The sequence below is a fragment of the Pantoea sp. FN0302 genome (genome assembly GCF_050113775.1).
GTDB lineage: Bacteria > Pseudomonadota > Gammaproteobacteria > Enterobacterales > Enterobacteriaceae > Mixta > Mixta alhagi.
Genome location: NZ_JBNJSM010000003.1, coordinates 440889 through 462628, shown reverse-complemented (window position 1 = coordinate 462628; position 21740 = coordinate 440889). Strand labels below are relative to the sequence as shown.

The window sequence follows — 21740 nt, the reverse complement described above, 5'->3', positions numbered from 1 at the left end:
GATTAGCTACCGCTTTTTTGTTTATCAAGAAGCTGTTTCATCTCTTTCGGGCCCTGATAGCCTGGGATCATCATGCCGTTTTCCAGCAGGATGGCTGGCGTGCCCTGAATACCATAGAGAATGCCCAGCTGATAATGCTGATCGAGATTGATTTTGCAGTCGCCAGGGGAAACTTCGTCGCCTTTCATCGCCGCATCAAATGCCTTGTTGCGATCGGCCGCGCACCAGATAGATTTCATCTCTTTCGCTACCTGACCATTCATCCCTTCACGCGGGAAAGCCAGATAGCGTACGGTGATGCCCAGCGCGTTGTAATCCGCCATTTCCTGATGCAGCTTACGGCAGTAGCCACAGGTAATATCAGTGAAAACAGTAATCACATGCTGCTCTTTTGGCGCTTTGTAAACGATCATCTCTTTACTTAACGCATCAACCTTTTTCTGCAGCAGCTGATTGGTGACATTCACCGGATGCGCGCCGCTGACGTCATACAGCGGACCCTGAATAAAATGCTTTCCATCTTCGGTGACATACAGCACGCCGCTTTCCGAGAGCACGGTCTTCATGCCTGGCAGCGGAGAAGGTTGGATTTCAGTCTGTTGCAGTCCCAGTTTGCGTAGTGATTGCTGAATCGTAGCGTCGTCGGCCTGCGCGACACCGGTAACAGCGGCAGCCAGCAAGGCGACGATAGCAAATGTTTTTTTCATCCTGTTCCCTTATTGTTCCACGGCCTCAGGCGCGCGGATGATGCTGTTGATGTAACTGACGCAGACGCTCAGTGGCGACATGCGTATAAATCTGTGTGGTGGAGAGGTCGCTGTGTCCCAGCAACATCTGTACGACACGTAAATCCGCGCCGTGGTTCAGCAAATGCGTGGCAAACGCATGGCGCAGCACATGTGGCGAAAGTTTTTCGCTGTCGATGCCTGCCACCGTGGCGTAATGCTTAATTCGGTGCCAGAACGTTTGACGCGTCATCTGCTGCGCACGATTGCTGGGAAACAGCACGTCGATGACCTGCCCATTCAGCAGCCAGGGGCGGCCATATTCCAGATATTGCTCCAGCCAGTGTATCGCCTCTTCCCCCAGCGGCACCAGCCGCTCTTTATTACCCTTGCCGATGACGCGAACCACGCCCTGACGCAGACTAACGTCGCTGACCGTTAATCCTACCAGTTCGGAAACACGTAACCCGGTGGCATACAGCAGTTCCAGCATCGCCTTATCACGCAGCTCAATCGGCTGCTCAACGCTGGGTGCCTGTAGTAAACGTTCGACCTGCGCTTCCGAAAGATCTTTCGGCAGACGCTGCGGCAGTTTCGGAGAAGAAAGCAACGCGCTGGGATCATCAGTCCGTAGCTTTTCGCGATACAGATATTGAAACAGACGACGCATAGCGCTTAGCAGGCGCGCCGAGCTGGTGGCTTTATAACCGCCCTCCACGCGATCGGCAAGAAAAGCCTGTAGATCTGCCGCCTCTGCCTGAAGCAGCGTTCGCTCATGGTGTTTCAGCCAACCGATTAACGATTGCAGATCCTGACGATACGAAGCCAGGGTGTTTTGCGCCAGATTGCGTTCGATCCACAGCGCATCCAGAAACTGTTCAATAAGATCGTTATCCTGCACTCTTGCCTCTTTGCGCAAACGTGTGAATTTCTCCGCATTATGCCTGAAAGCGGCGGCCTTCTGATACAATTGCGCCCATCTGAAGCTATTTATGAGTAGATGTTCCGTATGAAGATTGGCCTTTTTTACGGTTCCAGCACCTGTTATACCGAAATGGCCGCCGAGAAAATTCGTGATTTTATCGGCGAGGAGCTGGTGACGCTGCATAACCTGAAGGATGATTCTCCGGCACTAATGGAGCAGTACGATATGCTGATCCTTGGCATTCCAACCTGGGATTTTGGGGAGCTGCAGGAGGACTGGGAGGCAAAATGGCAGGAGATTGCGGCGCTTAACCTGCGCGGTAAGGTGGTAGCGCTGTATGGCATGGGCGATCAGTTGGGCTATGGCGAATGGTTTCTTGACGCGCTGGGCATGCTGCATGAGCTGCTGGCACCGATGGGCGTACAGTTTGTCGGCTACTGGCCAATCGAAGGTTATGAATTTACCAGTCCGAAACCCCTTACCGCCGACGGCAAACAGTTTGTTGGCCTGGCGCTGGATGATGTGAATCAGTTTGAAGAAAGCGATGAACGCATCGCGCAGTGGTGTGAACAGATCCTGACGGAAACCGCTGCATTACTCTAACCTGCTCTACTGCTCAGGCTATCCCGGGTGCATATTGCCCGGGATTCATCGGTCAATAATAACCTTTTGTCAGACGCCGCAGCGCTCGCCAGCTGGTTTCGCTCATGCTGTCCCGCATCAGCCACAGTGAAAAACGTTTCCCCTGTTGCGTACGCAGCGAGAGGATAACGCCAAACGGCAGCACAAAAGGCGGACGCGTTACCCAACCACGCTGCTGCTGCCAGCACCAGCAGCGGTTTTCATCCGTGGTTAATACGCCGCGCCAGCGCTGCTGTAAATGCAGGCGATACCGTAACTCAATGATTAATAACAGCAGCAGGCCGACAATAATGGGGATCAGCCGCGTCGGCCAGGGCAACAGCAGCAGTCCGGCGGCGATCGACAAATAAAGCGCCAGGGTAACGCACCGGGCTAATGCCGACGGCGTCAGTTCAGATTGCCACCGCACCACGTTCCGGGCCACGCTGCTGGTTACGAGTCTGGATCAGCTGCACCATGCGTTTTAGCTCAGCGTCCGCCGGTTCGCCGTGGTTCATCAGCCAGTTAAACAGATCCGGATCGTCGCTTTTCAACAGACGGATAAACAGCGCCTTATCGTCATCGCTTAACGAATCATACTCATATTTAAAGAAAGGCATGATGGCGATGTCCAACTCCAGCATGCCACGGCGGCACGCCCAGTGAATACGGGATTTATCGTTAATATCCATGTGTTCTGTCATCGGTTAGCTTAAATATGCTGGCTAGTGTAGCGCTTTTTTTCCGGCCTGTTACAGGCAAATTCCTCTCCTGCGTAGAGTGCCGCATAGCGCACGCGCAAGTTACAGGGTTATCAAGCGATTTGTGCGTCTGTTTCCGGAAACAGGTTGCAAAGCCCTCTTGCTCTTTTAATATGAAGTCACTTTTGGTATTCACTGACTCTTCAGGATTTCGCTATGCCTGACTTTACTTTTCCACCGCGCCAGCCGGTTGCTTCATCCCGTCTGCCGCTGACATTGATTTCACTGGAAGACTGGGCGCTGGTTGTCGCTCAGGGCGCTGACAGCACCACCTATTTACAAGGTCAGGTGACGCTGGATGTCGCCGCTCTGCCCGCTGAAAAGCATCTGCCCTGCGCGCACTGCGATGCCAAAGGCAAAATGTGGAGCAACCTGCGCCTGTTTCACCGTGGCGAAGGTTACGCCTATCTGGTGCGTCGCGGCCTGCGTGATACACAGATCACCGAACTGAAAAAATACGCCGTGTTTTCTAAAGTCACCATCGCTGCCGACGACAACGCGGTGCTGCTTGGCGTTGCTGGCTTTCAGGCCAGAGCCGCGCTGACTAACCGTTTTGCCGCTTTGCCGGATGCACAAACGCCGGTGATTCAGGATGGTGATTCCACGCTGTTGTGGTTTAGTACTCCAGCTGAGCGTTTTCTGTTGGTGACCACCGTGGAAAAAGCCAGCGAGCTGAAACAGGCGCTGGAAGGCGAAGCGCAGCTGAACGACAGCCAGCAGTGGCTGGCGCTGGATATTGAAGCGGGCCTGCCGGTACTGGATGAAAAAAACAGCGCGCAGCTGATCCCTCAGGCCGTTAATTTACAGGCGCTGGAGGCGATCAGCTTCAAGAAAGGCTGCTATACCGGTCAGGAGATGGTGGCGCGCGCCAAATTCCGCGGCGCCAACAAGCGTGCCCTTTACTGGCTGGCAGGTAAAGCGGGACGCGTGCCTGAGGCTGGCGATGCGCTGGAACTCAGAATGGGTGAAAACTGGCGGCGCACCGGCACTATTCTGGCAGCGGTGCAATTGGAGTCAGGCGATGTTTGGGTTCAGGCGGTACTGAATAACGACCTGGAAGCAGATAGCGTACTGCGTGTGCAGGGCGATGACGGCGGCCAGCTGGCCATTCAGCCGCTGCCCTATTCGCTGGCGGAAGCCTGACTGAAACAGCAGGTAAAAGGCGGCTATGCAGCCGCCTTTTTTATGCCTGTTCGTTTACAGCACGTAAAGATAGATGGCTAAAAAGTGACAGATGCTGCCGCCCAATACAAAGCCATGCCAGATTGCATGATTGTAAGGAATGCGATCAGCCACATAAAAGATCACCCCCAGCGTATAGGTGATGCCGCCCGCCGCCAATAGCCAGACGCCGCCGGGCGCCAGCTTCATCGCCAACTGATAGATAACGATAACCGACAGCCAGCCCATCAGTAGATAGGTGACCAGCGACAGCACCTTAAAGCGATGGATAAAAACCAGCTTAAAAATAATTCCCGCCAGCGCCATGCTCCAGATAACCACCATCAAACTATGCGCCAGAGGAGACTTCAGCCCCACCAGCAAAAAGGGCGTATAGGTGCCGGCAATCAGCAGATAGATGGCGCAGTGATCCAGCTTTTTTAACCAAAATTTCGCGCGTGGCCAGGGAACCGCGTGGTATAGCGTCGAGGCCAGAAACAGCAAAATCATACTGCCACCGTACACACTGTAGCTGGTGATAGCTATCGCGTCTGCGTTCGCCTCCAGCGCCTGACTTAGCAGCAGGATCAGCCCGACGATACCAAAAATACAGCCAATGCCGTGACTGATACTGTTGGCAATTTCCTCCGCCAACGAGTATCCCGGCGACAATCCGCTCTTATTCACCATGTCTTACTCCCTCCATCCCGCTGATATTTTGTGCATACAAAGGGAATCGTTATTGTCTCCCCTGTTCAGCTTTATTCACACAGACTAGCTAACTATCATTTCAGTGTACACGTGTACGCTTATTAAATTTATCTCATGCTATAACCTGTAAGCGCCCGTCGGTGATTAAGGCAAAATCTGGTAAGGTATGGCGCGGGAATCACTGGCGGATATAGCATGTTTACTCACAGTATAATTTCAACGCTCAATGACACAGAGATGATGGTATACAGCACCGTGATCAAAAGCGGTGACAAGGTGATGTATATGACCATTCGCGAACTGGCGGATGCCGCTGGCGTCTCTACCACCTCGGTATTACGCTTCTGTCGAAAAATGCAGTGTGACGGTTATTCCGAGTTTCGTATTCGTTTTAAATTATATCTGGAACAGGAGCAGCAGCGCCCTGTTAATTATGGCGTTAATGAAATCGTCAGCTTTTTTAAAAGTATTAATAACGATGAATTCGAAAATTTAATTAGCCAGGCGGTGGATCATATTCTGGCGGCGCAGCGTATTATTTTTGTTGGCGCGGGTACCTCCGGAACTTTAGGGAAATATGGTGCACGCTTTTTCTCTAATGTCGGTAAGTTCAGCAATTATATTGATGACCCCTATTATCCGGTTAGTAACGATATGTATAAAGATGCCCTGGCGATTATTCTTTCCATATCGGGGGAAACCGAGGAGATCCTCAGGCTGGCGAGCCAGTTCAGCCTGCACCGCTGTAAAATCATCACCATTACCAATAGCGAAACCAGCTCGCTGGCTAAGCTGGCCGATTTTAATATCTCCTGTCATATGCCATTAATACGCATGAATGGCGGCTTTGATATTACCAGTCAGGTGCCCGTTATGTATATTATCGAGACGATTGGGCGTAAACTCGCCAGCCGTCAGGCGAAATAAAACAGGCTGTTTTTCTCAGGTAACAAATCACGTTTGTCACGTTTCGTTATAACGTGACATTCTTCCGCGCTTTGCTACACTCCGGTCAACGTTTGCAATCAAACCGTTATATTTCCCTGCGCCCTTGATAACGGCTGCACTAATATTTTCCTGCCGCCGCGTAATATCACTGGGTGCTGTGTAAGCCAGACCCTTTTTTACTGCAACAGTAAGGATCTCTTTATGACAAAGCAGCAATTACCGAAGGATTTTCTCTGGGGCGGCGCCGTTGCCGCGCATCAGGTTGAAGGTGGCTGGGATCAGGGCGGTAAAGGTATCAGCATCTGTGACGTGCTCTCCGGCGGCTCACACGGCGTCGATCGCGTGATGACCGATGGCGTACAGCCCGACTATAACTATCCAAACCATGAAGCGGTAGATTTTTATCATCGCTACAAAGAAGATATCGCGCTTTTTGCCGAGATGGGGTTTAAATGCTTCCGTACCTCTATCGCCTGGACGCGCATTTTTCCCAATGGCGATGAACGGGAGCCGAACGAAGCGGGGCTGCAATTTTACGACGACCTGTTCGATGAGCTGCTGAAGCATGGTATCGAACCGGTGATCACCCTGTCACACTTTGAGATGCCGTGGCATCTGGTGAAACAGTATGGCGGCTGGCTGAACCGTAAAGTGGTCGATTTCTTTGTGCGCTTTAGCGAAGTGGTCATGAACCGCTATCAGCACAAAGTGAAATACTGGATGACCTTTAACGAAATCAATAACCAGCGCACCTGGAACTATCCGCTGTTCGGCTATTGCTGCTCAGGCGTGGTCTTCACCGATCATGAAAAACCGGAACAGGCGATGTATCAGGTGATGCACCATCAGTTTGTTGCCAGCGCCAAAGTGGTAGAGCTGGGTCATCGCATCAATCCCGATTTCCAGATTGGCTGTATGATCGCCATGGTGCCGGTTTATCCTTTCTCCTGCCATCCGGATGATGTGATGTTTGCTCAGGAAGCGATGCACCGCCGCTATGTCTTCAGCGATGTACAGATGCGTGGCTATTATCCTGCTTATACGCTGCATGAATGGGCGCGCAAAGGTTACCACATTGAAATGGAAGCCGGAGATGAAGAGATCCTGCGCAACGGCTGCTGTGACTATATCGGCTTCAGCTATTACATGAGCAATGCGGTGCAGGCGAATACCAAAGGCGAAGGTGACTCGATTACCGGTTTCGAAGGCAGCGTGCCGAATCCGCACGTCAAGGCCTCCGACTGGGGCTGGCAGATCGATCCGGTCGGCCTGCGCTATTCGCTGAATATCCTGTATGAGCGCTATCAAAAGCCGCTGTTTATCGTGGAAAACGGCTTCGGCGCTATTGATAAACCGAATGCCAACGGCTTTATTGAAGATGACTACCGCATCGATTACCTGAGCGCGCATATTGAGCAGATGAAAAAAGCGGTGCTGGAAGATGGCGTCGATCTGATGGGCTATACGCCGTGGGGCTGCATTGACTGCGTCTCGTTCACCACCGGTCAGTACAACAAGCGCTACGGCTTTATCCATGTGGATAAAAACGATGACGGCACCGGCACCATGGCACGTTCAAAGAAAAAGAGCTTCGCCTGGTATCAGCAGGTGATTGCCAGCAACGGCGAGCAGCTTTAACAACAAGAAGGCCGGAACAAGTCCGGCCTTTTTTATCACTTAAACAGGCTTACTGGTAATCGCTAAGCGGCACGCAAGAACAGAACAGATTGCGGTCGCCAAATACGTCATCCAGGCGCTTCACCGTCGGCCAGTATTTATTAGCGCTGCCTGCCGGGAACACTGCCAGCTCACGGCTGTAAGGATGTGTCCATTCGCCCACCATTTCCTGCTGCGTGTGCGGCGCATTAACCAGCGGGTTATCTTCCAGCGGCCACTCGCCGTCCGCCACGCGATCGATCTCCATACGAATCGCCAGCATCGCATCGATAAAGCGATCCAGTTCAGCTTTTCCTTCTGATTCAGTTGGCTCAACCATCAGCGTACCGGCAACCGGGAATGACATTGTTGGCGCATGGAAGCCGTAATCAATCAGACGCTTGGCGATATCCAGCTCGCTGATGCCGGTCTGCTCTTTTAACGGACGAATATCCAGAATGCATTCATGCGCTACGCGGTTATCGCGACCGGTATAAAGCACCGGATACGCCGACTGCAGACGGCTGGCGATATAGTTGGCATTGAGGATAGCGACCGAGCTGGCCTGCTTCAGCCCCTCTGCGCCCATCATGCGAATATACATCCAGCTAATTGGCAGAATCGACGCGCTGCCAAACGGCGCGGCGGATACTGCGCCCTGCTGCGTGAGCATATCATCAATCTGCACCACGCTATGACCCGGCACAAACGGTGCCAGATGCGCTTTCACGCCGATTGGCCCCATTCCCGGGCCGCCGCCGCCGTGCGGGATACAGAAGGTTTTATGCAGGTTCAGGTGAGAAACGTCTGCGCCAATATAGCCCGGCGTGGTGATCCCGACCTGCGCGTTCATGTTCGCGCCGTCAAGGTAGACCTGACCGCCATACTGATGAACGATCTGACAAACCTCGCGGATAGTCTCTTCGTATACGCCGTGCGTGGAGGGATAGGTCACCATAATACAGGAGAGCGCGCTGCCTGCCTGCTCTGCTTTCTGACGCAAATCATGCAGGTCAATATTGCCCTGTTTATCGCAGGCCACCACCACCACCGTCATGCCCGCCATCTGCGCCGAAGCCGGGTTGGTGCCGTGTGCTGAGCTGGGGATCAGACAGATATGACGCTCGCCTTCATTACGGCTTTCATGGTAACGGCGAATCGCGAGCAGGCCAGCATATTCACCCTGCGCGCCAGAGTTGGGCTGCATACACAGCGCATCATAGCCGGTCAACTGCACCAGCCACTGCGAGAGCTGGCCGATCATTTGCAGATAGCCCGCAGCCTGCTCCGCCGGGCAGAATGGGTGCAGCTCGGCGAATTCTGGCCAGGTGATCGGGATCATTTCAGCGGCGGCGTTCAGCTTCATGGTGCAGGAGCCGAGCGGGATCATCGCCTGATTCAGCGCCAGATCCTTTTTCTCCAGGCTGTGCATATAACGCATCATCTCGGTTTCGCTGTGATAACGATTAAATACCGGATGGGTCAGAATCGGCTGCTGGCGCTGCAGCGCAGGCGGAATAGAACCGCTGTCGGCGGCAACGGCGGCATCCAGCGCATCAATATCCAGTCCGTGCTCATCGCCCAGCAGAATAGCAAACAGCGTGGCGATATCTTCACGGCTGGTGGTTTCATCCAGCGTAATGCCCACCGCCTGATAAATATCGGTACGCAGATTAACGCCAAAGCTGAGCGCGCGCGCCAGCACCGCCGCCTTGTCCGCGACCTCCACGGTAAGAGTATCGAACCAGCTATGATGACGCAGCGTCAGGCCGCCTTTTTGCAGCCCGGCCGCCAGAATATCCGTCAGGCGATGGATGCGGCTGGCGATACGCTTTAGCCCCTGCGGGCCATGGAACACGGCATAAAAACCGGCGATATTGGCCAGCAGCACCTGTGAGGTACAAATATTAGAGTTCGCCTTTTCACGGCGGATATGCTGTTCACGCGTTTGCATCGCCATGCGTAACGCGGTGTTGCCAGCGGTATCGCGCGATACGCCGATAATACGCCCCGGCATTGACCGTTTAAATTCATCGCGTGCGGCAAAGAAAGCTGCATGTGGGCCGCCGTAGCCCATCGGCACGCCGAAACGCTGGGCAGATCCAAAAACGATGTCCGCGCCCTGCTTACCCGGCGCTTCCAGCAATACCAGCGCCATAAAGTCAGCCGCCACGCTCACCACCACTTTACGGGCCTTTAATTCGCCGATCAGCGCGCTATAGTCGTGCGCTTCGCCAGTGGTGCCGGTTTGCTGCAACAGCACGCCAAACAGCGCCTCATGATCCAGCGCGCGCTCCGCCTTATCCACCAGGATTTCAAAGCCGAACGTCTCTGCGCGCGTTTTTACTACGTCCAGCGTTTGCGGATGGATATCATCAGCAATAAAGAATTTGTTGGCATTTTTAAGCTTGCTGACGCGCTTTGCCATCGCCATCGCTTCTGCGGCAGCGGTGGCTTCATCCAGTAACGAGGCGGAAGCGATATCCATCCCGGTTAAATCCAGCGTCAGCTGCTGGAAGTTCAGTAACGCCTCCAGACGCCCCTGGGAGACTTCCGGTTGATAAGGGGTATAGGCGGTGTACCAGCCTGGGTTTTCCAGCATGTTGCGCAGAATAACCGGCGGCGTCAGCACCGGTGTATAGCCCATGCCGATATAGGTTTTGCAGCGCTGGTTACGGCTGGCGATCGCTTTTAGCTCCGCCAGCGCCTGATGTTCCGTGAGCGCATCGCCAATAGCGGGCGGGCCTGGCAACTGAATATCAACAGGAACAATACTGCCGATAAGCTCACTGAGCGAAGGGGCACCGATGGCCTGTAGCATGCTTTCCTGCTGTGAGGCAGAGGGACCGATATGGCGTTCGATAAAGGCGCCAGTATGTTCAAGCTGGCTGAGTGTCTGAGTCATGAATCGTCAATCCTGAGGGGCGGCTACCGCTATCAACATAAGCGGCCAGCCGCAGCGACCGCTAAAACCTGGAGGTCAGCGCATTATCCGCTGACAGCCTGCTGGAGATTACTCATCAATGGAGGCCAGATAGGCTTCCGCATCCATCAGTTGCTCCAGTTCAGATTCATCGCTGGCTTTGAGGCGAAACAGCCAGCCGGAAGCGTAAGGCTCGCTGTTAACCAGCTCCGGCGAAGTTTCCAGCGCATCGTTAACCGCCACAACCTCGCCGCTTAACGGGGCGTAAATATCAGAAGCCGCCTTGACCGATTCCGCGACCGCGCAGTCGTCACCGGCGGCAAAGCTGCTGCCTACTTCCGGCAGGTCGATAAATACCATATCGCCCAGCAGCTCCTGCGCATGTTCAGTAATGCCAACGGTATAAGTGCCGTCCGCTTCCTTACGCACCCATTCATGACTTTCACGATATTTTAATTCATTTGGCACATTGCTCATCGCTGCATTCTCCTGCACTGGTTACTGAGCGACCGGTTTACCGGCGCGAACAAAAATAGGTTTAGTGACGTTGACCGGCATTTCCCGATTACGAATCTGTACGATGGCCTGCTCGCCAATACCCGCCGGAACGCGGGCCAGCGCAATGCTGCAGCCTAACGTTGGAGAAAAAGAGCCGCTGGTAATTACCCCCTGCTGCAGGTTGCCCTGCGCATCGGTAAACATTACCGGCAAACCATTACGCAACACGCCCTTTTCCGTCATCACCAGGCCAACCAGCTTCTCGGTACCCTTTTCACGCTGATGCTCCAGCGCCTCGCGCCCGATAAACTGACGATCGGCTGGCTCCCAGCAGAGCGTCCAGCCCATATTCGCCGCCAGTGGCGAGACGCCTTCATCCATATCCTGGCCGTAAAGATTCATCCCCGCCTCCAGACGCAGCGTGTCACGCGCGCCCAGTCCGGCAGGCTTTACGCCCGCAGCCAACAGCTGCTGCCAAAATTCAGCGGCCTGCTCACCTGGCAGTGCGATTTCATAGCCGCTTTCGCCGGTATAGCCGGTGGTGGCGATAAAAAATCCGTCTGACTCAACGCCGAAAAAGGGCTTCATACCGCTCACAGCCTGACGCTGCGCATCGCTAAACAGCGTTTGCGCTTTCTGCTGGGCATTCGGTCCCTGTACGGCAATCAACGCCAGATCGTCACGTACCTGTAAAGTCACATCGTAGGGCTGCGCATGCTCGCCTATCCACGCCAGATCTTTTTCGCGCGTAGCGGAGTTCACCACCAGCCGGAACCAGCTATCGCTCATAAAGTAAACAATCAAATCATCAATCACGCCACCGGAGGCATTGAGCATGGCGCTGTAAAGTGCCTTTCCTGGCTGCGTCAGACGCGCGACATCATTCGCCAGCAGTATGCGCAGAAACGCCCGGGTGCCTTCACCCCGGAGATCCACAATGGTCATATGGGAGACATCAAACATACCGGCATCTGTCCGCACCGCATGATGTTCATCCATCTGCGAGCCATAGTGCAGCGGCATCATCCAGCCGTGGAAATCGACCATGCGGGCGCCGCACGCTTGATGCTGTTGATACAAAGGAGTCTGCTTCATAACATTCCTGTGCGTTAACGGGGTGATCAGACGCTAAAAGAGGCTAAAACGTCCGACGCAAACGTTCTCTTTCATTCGACGTTATCACTGAATGAGCCGTTTAACCATAAGCTAAACAAGGGCGAATTCATTCTGACAGCGTTGGAGTCCTCAGGGATTGTGCAGAACTTTTCACTGAAAAAATGCGTGGCAAGGCACATAACCAGCAACAAAAGCGCAACAAAGCAGTTTAAAAACCAGCCAGAGAATAAATAACGTTAAAAACGGCCACTGGCAAACAGCTTTGCGCATTAGAAAAAATAATGCGAAAGGAGGGGTTAAATTAGAATAATTCAAACGAACGAGCCAAAAGCGTGCAGCTGCTTCAGACTGGTGCAAAGCAGAGAAAAATGCGTGAAAAAGCTATAACAGATGATTAACGGCGCAAAAAAGGGCCGAACGGCCCTGAGATAGTGGGCTACAAACCCGCGCTGTAGGTTTGACGTGTAAATGCCCTGTCAGCAGGCTGCGCTTAGCGTAACCATTCCGGCAGGTCATGTAAGCCCATCGCCTGTTTCAGCAACCGGGGCTTAACGCCCGGCAGACGATCCGCCAGCCGCAGGCCAACATCGCGCAATAGCTTTTTCGCAGGATGGTTGCCGGCAAACAGCTCACGAAATCCCTGCATATTAGCCAACATGAGTGCCGCGCTGTGTTTGCGGCTACGCTCATAGCGACGCAGATAGAGATGCTGACCGATATCTTTGCCCTGCTGCTGCAGACGGCGGATTTCACCGGTAAGCTCCGCAGCATCCATAAAGCCCAGGTTAACGCCCTGTCCGGCAAGCGGATGGATGGTATGGGCCGCATCGCCAACCAGCGCCAGCCGATGGGCCGCAAACTGGCGGGCATAGCGCGCCGTCAAAGGAAATGTCTGCCGTTCGCTCTCCAGCTCACACAGGCCAAGACGCATATCGAAAGCGACCGACAGCTGCTGATTAAACAGCGCGGCAGGCATTTCACGCAGTCGGGTCGCTTCCTGCGGCGGCAATGACCAGACAATCGAACAAAGATGCGCATCGCTCAGCGGCAGGAAAGCCAGTATGCCTTCGCCATGGAAAACCTGACGCGCCACCGCCTGATGCGGCTGTTCGGTACGAATATTCGCAACCAGCGCGTGATGCTGATAATCCCAGAAGGTTAAGGGAATATCGGCCTTTTCACGCAGCCAGGAGTGCGCACCGTCAGCCCCAACCAGCAGGCGCGCGCTCATCATGCTGCCATCCTGCAATGTGATAAAAGCTTCGTTATCGCCAAAAGCGACCTGCTGCAGCTGGGCTGGTGCCAGCAGCGTGATATCACTCAACTGTTGCGCACGCTGCCATAAAGCGTGATGGATAGCCTGGTTTTCGATAATGTGGCCAAGATGGCTGACGCCCTGCGGCTCATCAAATTCAATGCGGCCAAAGCTATCGCGATCCCATACCTCCATGCCGTGATAGGCGCTTGCGCGCTGCGCCAGAATCGCGGACCAGACATCAAGATGCTGTAGTAGCCGTTCGCTGGCGGCATTGATCGCAGAAACGCGCAGGCCGTGCGGCTCGCTGGGGTTAAAGGGTTCCGGCGCAGATTTTTCCAGCACCGCGATACGCAGGCCGCAGCCCTGTAATCCGCAGGCTACCGCCAGCCCCACCATTCCGCCACCGGCGATCACCACATCATAAGTTTGCATTGAAATCCTCTTTTCAGCGCGTTACCCAGCCAAGCGTACGCTCCGCCAGGCGGTTGCGCAGCCAGGGTAAATTGTCCATTGTCATCAGGCCAAAATTACGTCCTGCCACCAGCGGCAGATAACGGTTAGCAAACAGCCGCACCAGCCCATCGGTAATGCCGATAGTGGCGGCGCGATCCGCCTTTCGCCGTTGACGATAATGCTGTAGTACGGCAAAACTGCCCGGGTCTTCCTGCTGGCGTTGCGCTGCCGCCAGCGTTTCAGCCAGCGACATCACGTCACGTATGCCAAGGTTAAATCCCTGTCCGGCAATCGGATGTAAGGTCTGTGCCGCGTTGCCCACCAACGCCAGCCGATGCGCTACTGTCTGGCTGGCGCTTTGCAGCGCCAGCGGGTAGCTGGCGCGCTCTCCTACATGGGTAAAACGTCCCAGCCGCCAGCCAAACGCCTGCTGAAGTTCAGCTAAAAACCCGGCGTCGCTCCAGCTATCGATACGCGATTGCGCTGCTGGTGGATGACACCAGACCAGCGAACTGCGGCCATGCGACATCGGCAGCAAGGCCAGCGGGCCATGTTCGGTAAAGCGCTCAAAAGCGCGTCCCTGATGAGCAATTTGCGTCGTCACGTTGGCGATAACGGCGATTTGTTGATAGTCACTCCGCTGCCACTGAACGCCGCAGGCAGCAGCCACGCGTGAACGGGAACCATCCGCCGCGACCAGTAAACGCCCCTGCAGCTGCTCTCCGCTGGTCAGGGTAACATTGATATGATCCTGATGCTGTTCAACGCGGCTTACCTGCTCCGGGCAGCGCAGCGTCACGCCGGGAGCCTTACGTAACCGCTGATATAACCGGTTTCCCACTTCGTGCAGCTCAACCACATTGCCCAAAGCGTTAACGCCATAATCAGCGGCATCGATGTTTACAAACCCGGCATGACCGCGATCGCTAACGTGAACATGGGTAATTGGCGTTGCGCAGTCGGCAAGCGCGGGCCAGAGATTAATGGCCGCCAGCTGCTGACAGGTTCCTGCCGCCAGCGCGATTGCGCGTCCGTCATAGCCTGGATGGGCGCGTTCTCCCGGCGCAATTGCTTCAATTAGCGTAACCGGCATCTTTCCCTGCGTCAGATGCGAAAGCGCCAGCGCCAGCGTTGCGCCGGTCATGCCGCCACCGGCAATGATCACGCTCATGCCTGCTGCGCTGCCGCCATCAGCGCTTCGATAGCATCAACATCTTTCACCACGCTATCGGTAAGATTTTCATTTCCTTGTTCGGTAATCACGATGTCATCTTCAATACGAATGCCGATGCCGCGATATTCAGCCGGTACATCCGCATCCGGCGCGATATAAAGCCCCGGCTCAACGGTAAGCACCATGCCCGGCTCCAGAATACGTCCACGATCCGGCGTGCCGTAATCACCGACATCATGTACATCCAGCCCCAGCCAGTGACTCAGGCCGTGCATGAAGAACTGTCGATGGGCGTTTTCAGCGATCAGCAATTCCACATCACCTTTCATCACGCCCAGCTCCACCAGCCCGGTAACCATGACCCGCACCACCTCCTGATTCACCTCACGAATGCTGGTGCCGGGACGAAACAGCGACAGCGCTTTGTACAGCGAAGCCAGCACAATGTTGTAAATCGCCCGCTGCGGCGCACTGAACCGGCCGTTAACCGGGAAGGTGCGGGTAATATCGCCTGCATAACCGTGCAGTTCACAGCCGGCATCGATCAGCACCAGGTCGCCATCGCGCAGCGCGCTCTCGTTTTCGGTGTAGTGCAGAATACAGGCATTTTCGCCGCCGCCGACAATGGTGTTGTAAGAAGGATGTCGTGCGCCGTGACGGGTAAACTCATGATGAATTTCACCCGCCAGCTGATATTCAAACATGCCGGGCCGACAGGCCTGCATGGCACGCGTATGCGCCATCGCACTGATTTTTCCGGCGCGGCGTAATATTTCCAGCTCTTCCGGTGCTTTAAACAGGCGCATCTCATGCACCCAGGGCCGCCAGTCAGTTAGCGTATTCGGCGCCTGCAGATTTTGCCGGAAGCCGCGACGCAGCTTTTCTAACGCGCTGAACAGGATACGATCGGCAAACTCATATTCGCCCTGCGCATGGTAAACCACCTCCAGCCCGTTCAGCAGCTGATGAAGCTGTTCGTCCAGCGCATCCCAGGGCAGCGCGCGATCCACGCCCAGCTTTTCCGGCGCAGCATCCTGCCCCAAACGGCGACCAAACCAGATTTCCGCCTGTTTATCGCGTACGCGGTTAAACAGCACGCTGTGGTTGTGGGTTTCACTGCTTTTAATCAACAGCAGCAGCGCTTCGGGCTCGTTGAAGCCGGTGAAATACCAGAAATCGCTATGCTGGCGGAAAGGGTATTCGCTATCCGCGCTGCGCGTCACTTCCGGCGCCGCAAAAATCAACGCCGCGCTGCCCACAGCCATACGCGACAACAGCGCCTGACGGCGCTGCAAAAAAGTATCCAGCGTAATCATCCGTATCTTCTCCCTGAGTTAGGCCGCCGCGCGGCGATAGCAAACAATCAGTGCAGCGTAACCTTTTTCTCTTCAGGCGCGCCCGGCGGCATCGGCGGATTAAAGGTTTCATAGCACAGCAAGGCGGCTACGCGCACATACTCAATAACCTCCTCCATTGACTGCTCCAGCTCTTCCTGGTCGTCCTCTTCATCATAGCCAAGCTGCGCAATGGTGCGCAGATCGTCGATGGCTTCGCCCGCTTCGCCTTTGACTTTATCCAGTTTAGGCTGCGTCACGCCCAGCCCTAACAGAAAATGGTTAACCCAGCCGGCTAACCCATCCGCGCGCTCAAAGACACTGCTTTGGTCTTCGTCGGGCAGCATCAGCTGAAACAGAAAGCCCTCTTCTTCCAGCGTATCCTGAATATGCGCATGCAGCGCCTGCAGCGGCTGCGAGAGCGATTGTGAGAAGGCTAATCCTTCGTTGGCGAGATCGTGCACCAGCGCTTTCCAGCTGTGATCTCTATTGCCACCGCAGACAATGCCGCTGATCAAGCCGTGCATTTCAGCCGGCGTCATTCCCACCCCCTGTTGGGTCAGGAGGGATGCCAGCGTCTGATAGCCCGGCTGTGTGTTATCTGTAGACATATGCATTATCATCGTTGGCGGAGTAAGTTCGTGTTATGCTACCACCAGGTGCCTTGAGGTTTCCAGAAAGGGCTTGTTTCTTCACGCAAGGGTAGATATAGTGGCGCCCCTTCTGAGCCGGAGCAGGTTCAGAACGATGCGGGCGCAGTAATCAGTCAGGAAGGTGGCATGTCTGCACAACCGGTAGATATTCAGATTTTTGGACGTTCGTTACGCGTGAATTGTCCGCCTGAACAGCAAGATGCGCTGAACGCGGCGGCGGAAGATCTTAATCAGCGGTTGCAAGATCTGAAAGTTCGCACTAGAGTCACAAATACAGAGCAGCTGGTGTTCATCGCTGCGTTGAACATTTGCCATGAGCTGGCGCAGGAAAAGGGGAAAACCCGGGACTACGCTGCTAACATGGAACAACGCATTCGAATGCTGCAACAGACCATTGAACAAGCGTTGCTTGAGCAAGGTCGCATAACTGAACGCCAGGGTGCGAAGTTCGAATAACACTTTACGGCCTGCTGTGATACAGTGGCGGTGAAGTACAATTTCTCTGAGATGTTTGCAAGTGGGCCAGTCCCCTGAGCCGATATTTCAAAACCACAGAGTGTGGCGCTCCGCAGCCTGTGTGCATGCCCGGTTCGTCCGGGAAGCCTAATGGTTACGACGACACATTCACCTTGAACCAAGGGTTCAAGGGTTACAGCCTACGGCGGCATCTCGGAGATTCCTTTCTTTTCCTCAGCAGTAGCGCCTTGCGTTCGCCTGTAAATCCTTCGTCTTCTCTGTGCTATATTCGCAGCATTGCCCGCTGGCGCAGGAACCCCTATGTCTTTATCTCTTGAACGACAGGCTATACGTACGCATGTACGCCATTTACGGCGTGGACTCAGCGCAGAGCAGCAAACGCGTGCGGCAAATAGCGTCGCTGAACATGCATTAAACGTAGCGTCGATGGATCAGGCGCAGCATATCGCGCTGTTTCTGTCGGTTGATGGCGAGCTCAATACCCGTCCGCTGATTGCCCGGCTCTGGCAGCAGCACAAGCAGGTTTATCTGCCGGTGTTGCACCCTTTCTCGCCGGGAAACCTGTTGTTTATCCACTATACGCCGGAAACAATATTGATCCTTAATCGGCTACGCATTCCGGAGCCGCCGCTGGACGTGCGGCATATTATTCCGCTCGACCGGCTGGACGTGATGTTTGTGCCGCTGGTGGCGTTTGATAAGCAGGGACAGCGTCTGGGAATGGGGGGCGGGTTTTACGATCGTACCCTGCAGCACTGGCGCAGCCATGGTTTTCTTCCCATCGGTCTGGCGCACGACTGTCAGCAGGTGGATACGCTGCCTGTCGAAGCCTGGGATATCCCGTTGCCGGCGATTTTAACCCCTTCCCGTTTGTGGCAGTGGGAAACGTAAAACGCCGCCTGAAAATCAAGGCGGCGTCGGCAGAGATAAACGCGAATAAGAATAATCAGTAAAGCAGGCGCGCGCGCATCGTGCCCGGAATCGCTTTCATCAGCGTCAGCGCTTTATGCGCAACATCCAGTTCCGCATCAATATCGATAACCACATAGCCCATCATCGGCGTGGTTTGCAGATACTGTGCAGAGATATTGATCCCCTGCTCCGCAAAAATCTGGTTAATGGCGGTCAGCACCCCTGGACGGTTTTCATGGATATGCAGCAGACGGCTAACGTGCGCGCCATGCGTAGGCAGTGAAACTTCCGGGAAGTTAACGGCAGAGAGCGTAGAGCCGTTATCAGAATATTTCGCCAGCTTGCCAGCGACTTCAATGCCGATATTCTCCTGCGCTTCCTGCGTTGAGCCGCCGATATGCGGCGTCAGGATCACATTGTCGAATTCGCACAGCGGGGAGTTAAACGGATCGCTGTTGGTCGCCGGCTCTTCAGGAAAGACATCGATAGCTGCACCGGACAGATGTTTATTCGCCAGTACCTGGCAGAGCGCGGGAATATCCACCACCGTTCCGCGCGAGGCGTTAATTAACAGCGAGCCGGGCTTCATCAAGGCCAGCTCCTCTGCTCCCATCATATTTTGGGTAGAGGAGGTTTCCGGCACGTGCAGGCTGACAACATCGCTCATATTCAGCAAGTCGGAAAGATGCGTGACCTGCGTGGCATTGCCCAGCGGCAGTTTGTTCTCAATATCGTAGAAAAAGACATGCATGCCCAGGCTTTCCGCCAGCACGCCCAGCTGCATGCCGATATGACCGTAGCCAATAATGCCCAGTTTCTTACCGCGCGCCTCATACGAACCGGCGGCCTGTTTATTCCAGATGCCGCGATGGGCTTTGGCATTCGCCTCTGGGATGCCGCGCATCAGCAACAGCATCTCCCCGATAACCAGCTCCGCCACTGAACGCGTATTCGAGAACGGCGCATTGAACACCGGCACGCCGCGTTTTGCCGCCGCGTCTAAATCCACCTGATTGGTGCCGATACAGAAGCAGCCTACGGCCACCAGCTTTTCAGCTGCGGCAAGAATCTCTTCAGTCAGCTGAGTACGGGAACGAATACCGATAAAGTGCGCATCGCGAATGGAGGCTTTCAGCGCTTCGCTATCCAGCGCGCCTTTGTGATATTCAATATTGGTGTAACCTGCCGCACGCAAATTATCCAGCGCGCTTTGGTGAACGCCTTCCACCAGCAGAAACTTAATTTTGTCTTTCTCCAGCGATACTTTTGCCATTTCCCGACCCTATTTTGCAGACTTCAGAAGAGGCTGTAATAAGCCAGCCTTCTGCCAAAATATCAAAATTTACGCGCACGGCAATACAAACGATTGCCTGCCGCTTAGCATGGGTAAATGTGGATTAAGACGGATTCAACAGATTATGATGAGAAGCGCGTTACTGGCAGAACGATAGCATTGCAGACACCCGTTATGTGACATAAGTCACCAAATTATGCCGTGCGTAGAAAAGATGTTTTTCAGCAAGAAATAACCGGCGCGGCAGACGCGCCGGTCAGATCATTGGGTAATGGTTTTTACCCCATCAGGGCCGCCGATCAGTGCCACATCGGCGCCGCGTGCGGCAAAAAGCCCCACCGTTACTACGCCAGGCAACGCATTGATGGCGCGCTCCAGCTCGGTCGGGTTCACAATGCTGAGATTATGTACGTCGAGAATAATGTTGCCATTATCGGTTACCACCTGCTGACGATATTCCGGCAGGCCGCCCAGCTTCACCAGTTCACGCGCCACATAAGAACGCGCCATAGGGATCACTTCCACCGGCAGCGGGAAAGCGCCCAGCACATCAACCTGCTTTGACGCATCAGCGATGCAGATAAACTTATCCGCGACCGCCGCGATGATCTTCTCACGCGTCAGCGCCGCGCCGCCGCCCTTGATCATCTGCATCTGCGGGTTGATTTCATCGGCGCCGTCAACGTATACCGCCAGAGAGTCGACCTCGTTAAGATCGAATACCGGGATACCCAAACCTTTTAGCTTCAGCGTAGAAGCCTCTGAGCTGGAAACCGCCCCCTCGATTTGGTGTTTGATCGAGCCGAGTGCATCAATAAAGTGGGCGGCGGTCGAGCCGGTGCCCACGCCAACAATGGTCCCTGGCGTGACATAATCCAGCGCGGCCCAGCCAACTGCTTTTTTCAGTTCATCCTGCGTCATGGTATGTTTAAAACCTGTGCTAATAGTGTGCGCGTAGTATAAAACAAGCTCTGGCTAAAATGCCTGTTGGACACGCGGTGTTTTGTCGCTTTGCAAAGCAGTCCACAAACTGTCGTCGTTATCCGCAGCCGCAAAGTATTAATTTTATGGCATAGTGTCCCGCCGTTCCTGAAGGAGAACAGAATAACAATGAAAAGACCCGATTATCGAACGCTTCAGGCTCTGGACGCTGTGATTCGCGAGCGCGGCTTTGAGCGCGCGGCGCAAAAATTGTGTATCACCCAGTCGGCGGTGTCACAACGTATAAAGCAGCTGGAGAACATGTTCGGTCAACCTTTGCTGGTGCGCACTATTCCGCCCCGCCCGACCGAACAGGGACAAAAACTGCTGGCTTTGCTGCATCAGGTAGAGCTGCTGGAAGATGAGTGGCTGGGGGATGAAAACGGCGGCACAACGCCGTTGCTGCTGTCACTGGCGGTAAACGCGGACAGTCTGGCGACCTGGCTGCTGCCCGCGCTAAAAGATGTTTTAACCGATTCGCCGGTACGCCTGAATTTACAGGTGGAAGATGAAACCCGCACGCAGGAACGCTTACGTCGTGGTGAGGTTGTCGGGGCCGTGAGTATTCAGCCGCAGCCGCTGCCCAGCTGTTTAGTGGATCGGCTTGGCGCGCTGGATTACCTGTTTGTCGGCTCGCCTGAGTTCGCCGCACGCTACTTTCCTAATGGCGTAACGCGCTCAGCGTTGCTAAAAGCGCCAGCGGTGGCCTTTGATCATCTTGATGATATGCACCAGGCCTTTTTACAGCAAAATTTTGATTTATCGCCCGGCAGCGTGCCCTGCCATATCGTTAATTCGTCTGAGGCGTTTGTGCAGCTGGCACGTCAGGGCTCGACCTGCTGTATGATCCCACACCTGCAAATCGAAAGAGAGCTGGCAAGCGGTGAGCTAATCGATCTTACACCCGGCCTTTATCAGCGCCGGATGCTTTACTGGCACCGCTTTGCGCCAGAAAGCCGCCTGATGCGTAAGGTCACCGATGCGTTGCTGGCGCATGGTCATCGTGTATTGCGTCAGGAAGAAGATAAAGCGATTAGCGGTTAAGGCGCGATGAAAGACATGCTTGCCTGCACATTAACGCCCAAAACCTAAGGCTCGGGGAGTGCAGGCAGAGGAGTAAAGCGTCCCGCGCCATGGATGGCGCGGGCCGAGCTGTCAG

Annotated in this window: 21 protein-coding genes and 1 other RNA gene; 8 read left to right on the top strand and 14 right to left on the bottom strand. The window is 54.6% G+C overall.

Annotated elements, in window-relative coordinates; all coding sequences use genetic code 11:
* Positions 1-2: 2 nt before the first annotated feature.
* Both dsbC and xerD read right to left on the bottom strand, forming a co-directional pair.
* Positions 3-707 carry a bifunctional protein-disulfide isomerase/oxidoreductase DsbC gene (gene dsbC / locus ACQE32_RS15115; RefSeq protein ID WP_250650803.1) on the bottom strand — a complete coding sequence of 235 codons (705 nt, stop codon included), beginning with the start codon at positions 705-707 and terminating at the stop codon, positions 3-5.
* 25 nt (positions 708-732) lie between these two features.
* Complete coding sequence (gene xerD / locus ACQE32_RS15110) at positions 733-1626, bottom strand: site-specific tyrosine recombinase XerD (RefSeq protein ID WP_426973615.1); 894 nt, start codon at positions 1624-1626, stop codon at positions 733-735.
* Between the two features lie 108 nt (positions 1627-1734).
* On the opposite strand from xerD, the gene fldB reads away from it, so the two are divergent.
* Positions 1735-2253 carry a flavodoxin FldB gene (gene fldB, locus ACQE32_RS15105; RefSeq protein WP_085072289.1) on the top strand — a complete coding sequence of 173 codons (519 nt, stop codon included), beginning with the start codon at positions 1735-1737 and terminating at the stop codon, positions 2251-2253.
* A gap of 52 nt (positions 2254-2305) precedes the next feature.
* Here the strand turns inward: fldB and ACQE32_RS15100 are convergent, their stop codons facing one another.
* Positions 2306-2701 carry a protein YgfX gene (locus ACQE32_RS15100; RefSeq protein WP_426982001.1) on the bottom strand — a complete coding sequence of 132 codons (396 nt, stop codon included), beginning with the start codon at positions 2699-2701 and terminating at the stop codon, positions 2306-2308.
* A complete protein-coding gene (gene sdhE, locus ACQE32_RS15095; RefSeq protein ID WP_085070265.1) occupies positions 2685-2963 on the bottom strand; it encodes an FAD assembly factor SdhE in 279 nt (92 codons plus the stop codon). The genes ACQE32_RS15100 and sdhE overlap by 17 nt, the downstream gene beginning before the upstream one ends.
* Before the next feature lie 225 nt (positions 2964-3188).
* On the opposite strand from sdhE, the gene ygfZ reads away from it, so the two are divergent.
* The gene (gene ygfZ, locus ACQE32_RS15090; protein ID WP_426973610.1) at positions 3189-4175 is read left to right on the top strand and encodes a tRNA-modifying protein YgfZ; all 987 of its coding nucleotides are present in this window, start codon (positions 3189-3191) and stop codon (positions 4173-4175) included.
* Positions 4176-4229: 54 nt separating this feature from the next.
* Here the strand turns inward: ygfZ and trhA are convergent, their stop codons facing one another.
* On the bottom strand, positions 4230-4883 hold the full coding sequence (gene trhA, locus ACQE32_RS15085; RefSeq protein WP_426973608.1) for a PAQR family membrane homeostasis protein TrhA: 654 nt from the start codon (positions 4881-4883) through the stop codon (positions 4230-4232).
* A 216-nt stretch (positions 4884-5099) separates the two neighbouring features.
* On the opposite strand from trhA, the gene ACQE32_RS15080 reads away from it, so the two are divergent.
* Together ACQE32_RS15080 and ACQE32_RS15075 are read left to right on the top strand one after the other, a co-directional pair.
* Positions 5100-5831: a MurR/RpiR family transcriptional regulator gene (locus tag ACQE32_RS15080; protein ID WP_426981999.1), complete on the top strand. Its 732-nt coding sequence runs from the start codon at positions 5100-5102 to the stop codon at positions 5829-5831.
* Between the two features lie 222 nt (positions 5832-6053).
* A complete protein-coding gene (locus ACQE32_RS15075) occupies positions 6054-7490 on the top strand; it encodes a 6-phospho-beta-glucosidase (protein ID WP_427022031.1) in 1437 nt (478 codons plus the stop codon).
* Positions 7491-7539: 49 nt separating this feature from the next.
* Here the strand turns inward: ACQE32_RS15075 and gcvP are convergent, their stop codons facing one another.
* From gcvP to ACQE32_RS15040, 7 genes are all read right to left on the bottom strand, one after another.
* Entirely contained in the window at positions 7540-10413 is a 2874-nt protein-coding gene (gene gcvP, locus ACQE32_RS15070) for an aminomethyl-transferring glycine dehydrogenase (RefSeq protein WP_427022030.1), read from the bottom strand.
* A 108-nt stretch (positions 10414-10521) separates the two neighbouring features.
* Positions 10522-10908, bottom strand: a complete 387-nt coding sequence (gcvH, locus tag ACQE32_RS15065; RefSeq protein WP_085070253.1) for a glycine cleavage system protein GcvH — start codon at positions 10906-10908, stop codon at positions 10522-10524.
* A 21-nt stretch (positions 10909-10929) separates the two neighbouring features.
* Positions 10930-12024, bottom strand: coding sequence for a glycine cleavage system aminomethyltransferase GcvT (gcvT, locus tag ACQE32_RS15060; protein ID WP_427022029.1), 1095 nt, complete (start codon positions 12022-12024; stop codon positions 10930-10932).
* A gap of 511 nt (positions 12025-12535) precedes the next feature.
* The gene (gene ubiI, locus ACQE32_RS15055) at positions 12536-13735 is read right to left on the bottom strand and encodes an FAD-dependent 2-octaprenylphenol hydroxylase (RefSeq protein ID WP_426973601.1); all 1200 of its coding nucleotides are present in this window, start codon (positions 13733-13735) and stop codon (positions 12536-12538) included.
* 13 nt (positions 13736-13748) lie between these two features.
* Positions 13749-14927, bottom strand: coding sequence for a 2-octaprenyl-6-methoxyphenyl hydroxylase (gene ubiH, locus ACQE32_RS15050; protein WP_427022028.1), 1179 nt, complete (start codon positions 14925-14927; stop codon positions 13749-13751).
* Positions 14924-16246: a Xaa-Pro aminopeptidase gene (pepP, locus tag ACQE32_RS15045; protein ID WP_426973598.1), complete on the bottom strand. Its 1323-nt coding sequence runs from the start codon at positions 16244-16246 to the stop codon at positions 14924-14926. Before pepP ends, ubiH begins: the two co-directional genes overlap by 4 nt.
* A gap of 47 nt (positions 16247-16293) precedes the next feature.
* Complete coding sequence (locus ACQE32_RS15040) at positions 16294-16875, bottom strand: YecA family protein (protein ID WP_427022027.1); 582 nt, start codon at positions 16873-16875, stop codon at positions 16294-16296.
* A gap of 168 nt (positions 16876-17043) precedes the next feature.
* On the opposite strand from ACQE32_RS15040, the gene zapA reads away from it, so the two are divergent.
* The 3 genes from zapA (at position 17044) to ACQE32_RS15025 (ending at position 18285) form a co-directional block, all read left to right on the top strand.
* Complete coding sequence (gene zapA / locus ACQE32_RS15035) at positions 17044-17373, top strand: cell division protein ZapA (RefSeq protein ID WP_085070241.1); 330 nt, start codon at positions 17044-17046, stop codon at positions 17371-17373.
* A gap of 40 nt (positions 17374-17413) precedes the next feature.
* Positions 17414-17597, top strand: a non-coding RNA gene (gene ssrS / locus ACQE32_RS15030) — 6S RNA.
* 97 nt (positions 17598-17694) lie between these two features.
* Positions 17695-18285, top strand: coding sequence for a 5-formyltetrahydrofolate cyclo-ligase (locus ACQE32_RS15025; RefSeq protein ID WP_427022026.1), 591 nt, complete (start codon positions 17695-17697; stop codon positions 18283-18285).
* 55 nt (positions 18286-18340) lie between these two features.
* Here the strand turns inward: ACQE32_RS15025 and serA are convergent, their stop codons facing one another.
* Positions 18341-19579: a phosphoglycerate dehydrogenase gene (gene serA, locus ACQE32_RS15020; protein WP_426973595.1), complete on the bottom strand. Its 1239-nt coding sequence runs from the start codon at positions 19577-19579 to the stop codon at positions 18341-18343.
* 282 nt (positions 19580-19861) lie between these two features.
* A complete protein-coding gene (rpiA, locus tag ACQE32_RS15015) occupies positions 19862-20521 on the bottom strand; it encodes a ribose-5-phosphate isomerase RpiA (RefSeq protein ID WP_426973594.1) in 660 nt (219 codons plus the stop codon).
* Between the two features lie 189 nt (positions 20522-20710).
* Here rpiA and ACQE32_RS15010 point away from each other — a divergent pair, with 189 nt between their 5' ends.
* Positions 20711-21625, top strand: coding sequence for a LysR family transcriptional regulator ArgP (locus ACQE32_RS15010; protein ID WP_426973593.1), 915 nt, complete (start codon positions 20711-20713; stop codon positions 21623-21625).
* Positions 21626-21740: the final 115 nt, after the last annotated feature.

Excerpts from the sequence above, each read along its gene's own strand:
- dsbC (WP_250650803.1), bottom strand. The coding sequence starts at position 707 with ATGAAAAAAACATTTGCTATCGTCGCCTTGCTGGCTGCCGCTGTTACC.
- fldB (WP_085072289.1), top strand. The coding sequence starts at position 1,735 with ATGAAGATTGGCCTTTTTTACGGTTCCAGCACCTGTTATACCGAAATG.
- sdhE (WP_085070265.1), bottom strand. The coding sequence starts at position 2,963 with ATGGATATTAACGATAAATCCCGTATTCACTGGGCGTGCCGCCGTGGC.
- ygfZ (WP_426973610.1), top strand. The coding sequence starts at position 3,189 with ATGCCTGACTTTACTTTTCCACCGCGCCAGCCGGTTGCTTCATCCCGT.
- trhA (WP_426973608.1), bottom strand. The coding sequence starts at position 4,883 with ATGGTGAATAAGAGCGGATTGTCGCCGGGATACTCGTTGGCGGAGGAA.
- ACQE32_RS15080 (WP_426981999.1), top strand. The coding sequence starts at position 5,100 with ATGTTTACTCACAGTATAATTTCAACGCTCAATGACACAGAGATGATG.
- ACQE32_RS15075 (WP_427022031.1), top strand. The coding sequence starts at position 6,054 with ATGACAAAGCAGCAATTACCGAAGGATTTTCTCTGGGGCGGCGCCGTT.
- gcvP (WP_427022030.1), bottom strand. The coding sequence starts at position 10,413 with ATGACTCAGACACTCAGCCAGCTTGAACATACTGGCGCCTTTATCGAA.
- gcvH (WP_085070253.1), bottom strand. The coding sequence starts at position 10,908 with ATGAGCAATGTGCCAAATGAATTAAAATATCGTGAAAGTCATGAATGG.
- gcvT (WP_427022029.1), bottom strand. The coding sequence starts at position 12,024 with ATGAAGCAGACTCCTTTGTATCAACAGCATCAAGCGTGCGGCGCCCGC.
- ubiI (WP_426973601.1), bottom strand. The coding sequence starts at position 13,735 with ATGCAAACTTATGATGTGGTGATCGCCGGTGGCGGAATGGTGGGGCTG.
- ubiH (WP_427022028.1), bottom strand. The coding sequence starts at position 14,927 with ATGAGCGTGATCATTGCCGGTGGCGGCATGACCGGCGCAACGCTGGCG.
- pepP (WP_426973598.1), bottom strand. The coding sequence starts at position 16,246 with ATGATTACGCTGGATACTTTTTTGCAGCGCCGTCAGGCGCTGTTGTCG.
- ACQE32_RS15040 (WP_427022027.1), bottom strand. The coding sequence starts at position 16,875 with ATGTCTACAGATAACACACAGCCGGGCTATCAGACGCTGGCATCCCTC.
- zapA (WP_085070241.1), top strand. The coding sequence starts at position 17,044 with ATGTCTGCACAACCGGTAGATATTCAGATTTTTGGACGTTCGTTACGC.
- ACQE32_RS15025 (WP_427022026.1), top strand. The coding sequence starts at position 17,695 with ATGTCTTTATCTCTTGAACGACAGGCTATACGTACGCATGTACGCCAT.
- serA (WP_426973595.1), bottom strand. The coding sequence starts at position 19,579 with ATGGCAAAAGTATCGCTGGAGAAAGACAAAATTAAGTTTCTGCTGGTG.
- rpiA (WP_426973594.1), bottom strand. The coding sequence starts at position 20,521 with ATGACGCAGGATGAACTGAAAAAAGCAGTTGGCTGGGCCGCGCTGGAT.
- ACQE32_RS15010 (WP_426973593.1), top strand. The coding sequence starts at position 20,711 with ATGAAAAGACCCGATTATCGAACGCTTCAGGCTCTGGACGCTGTGATT.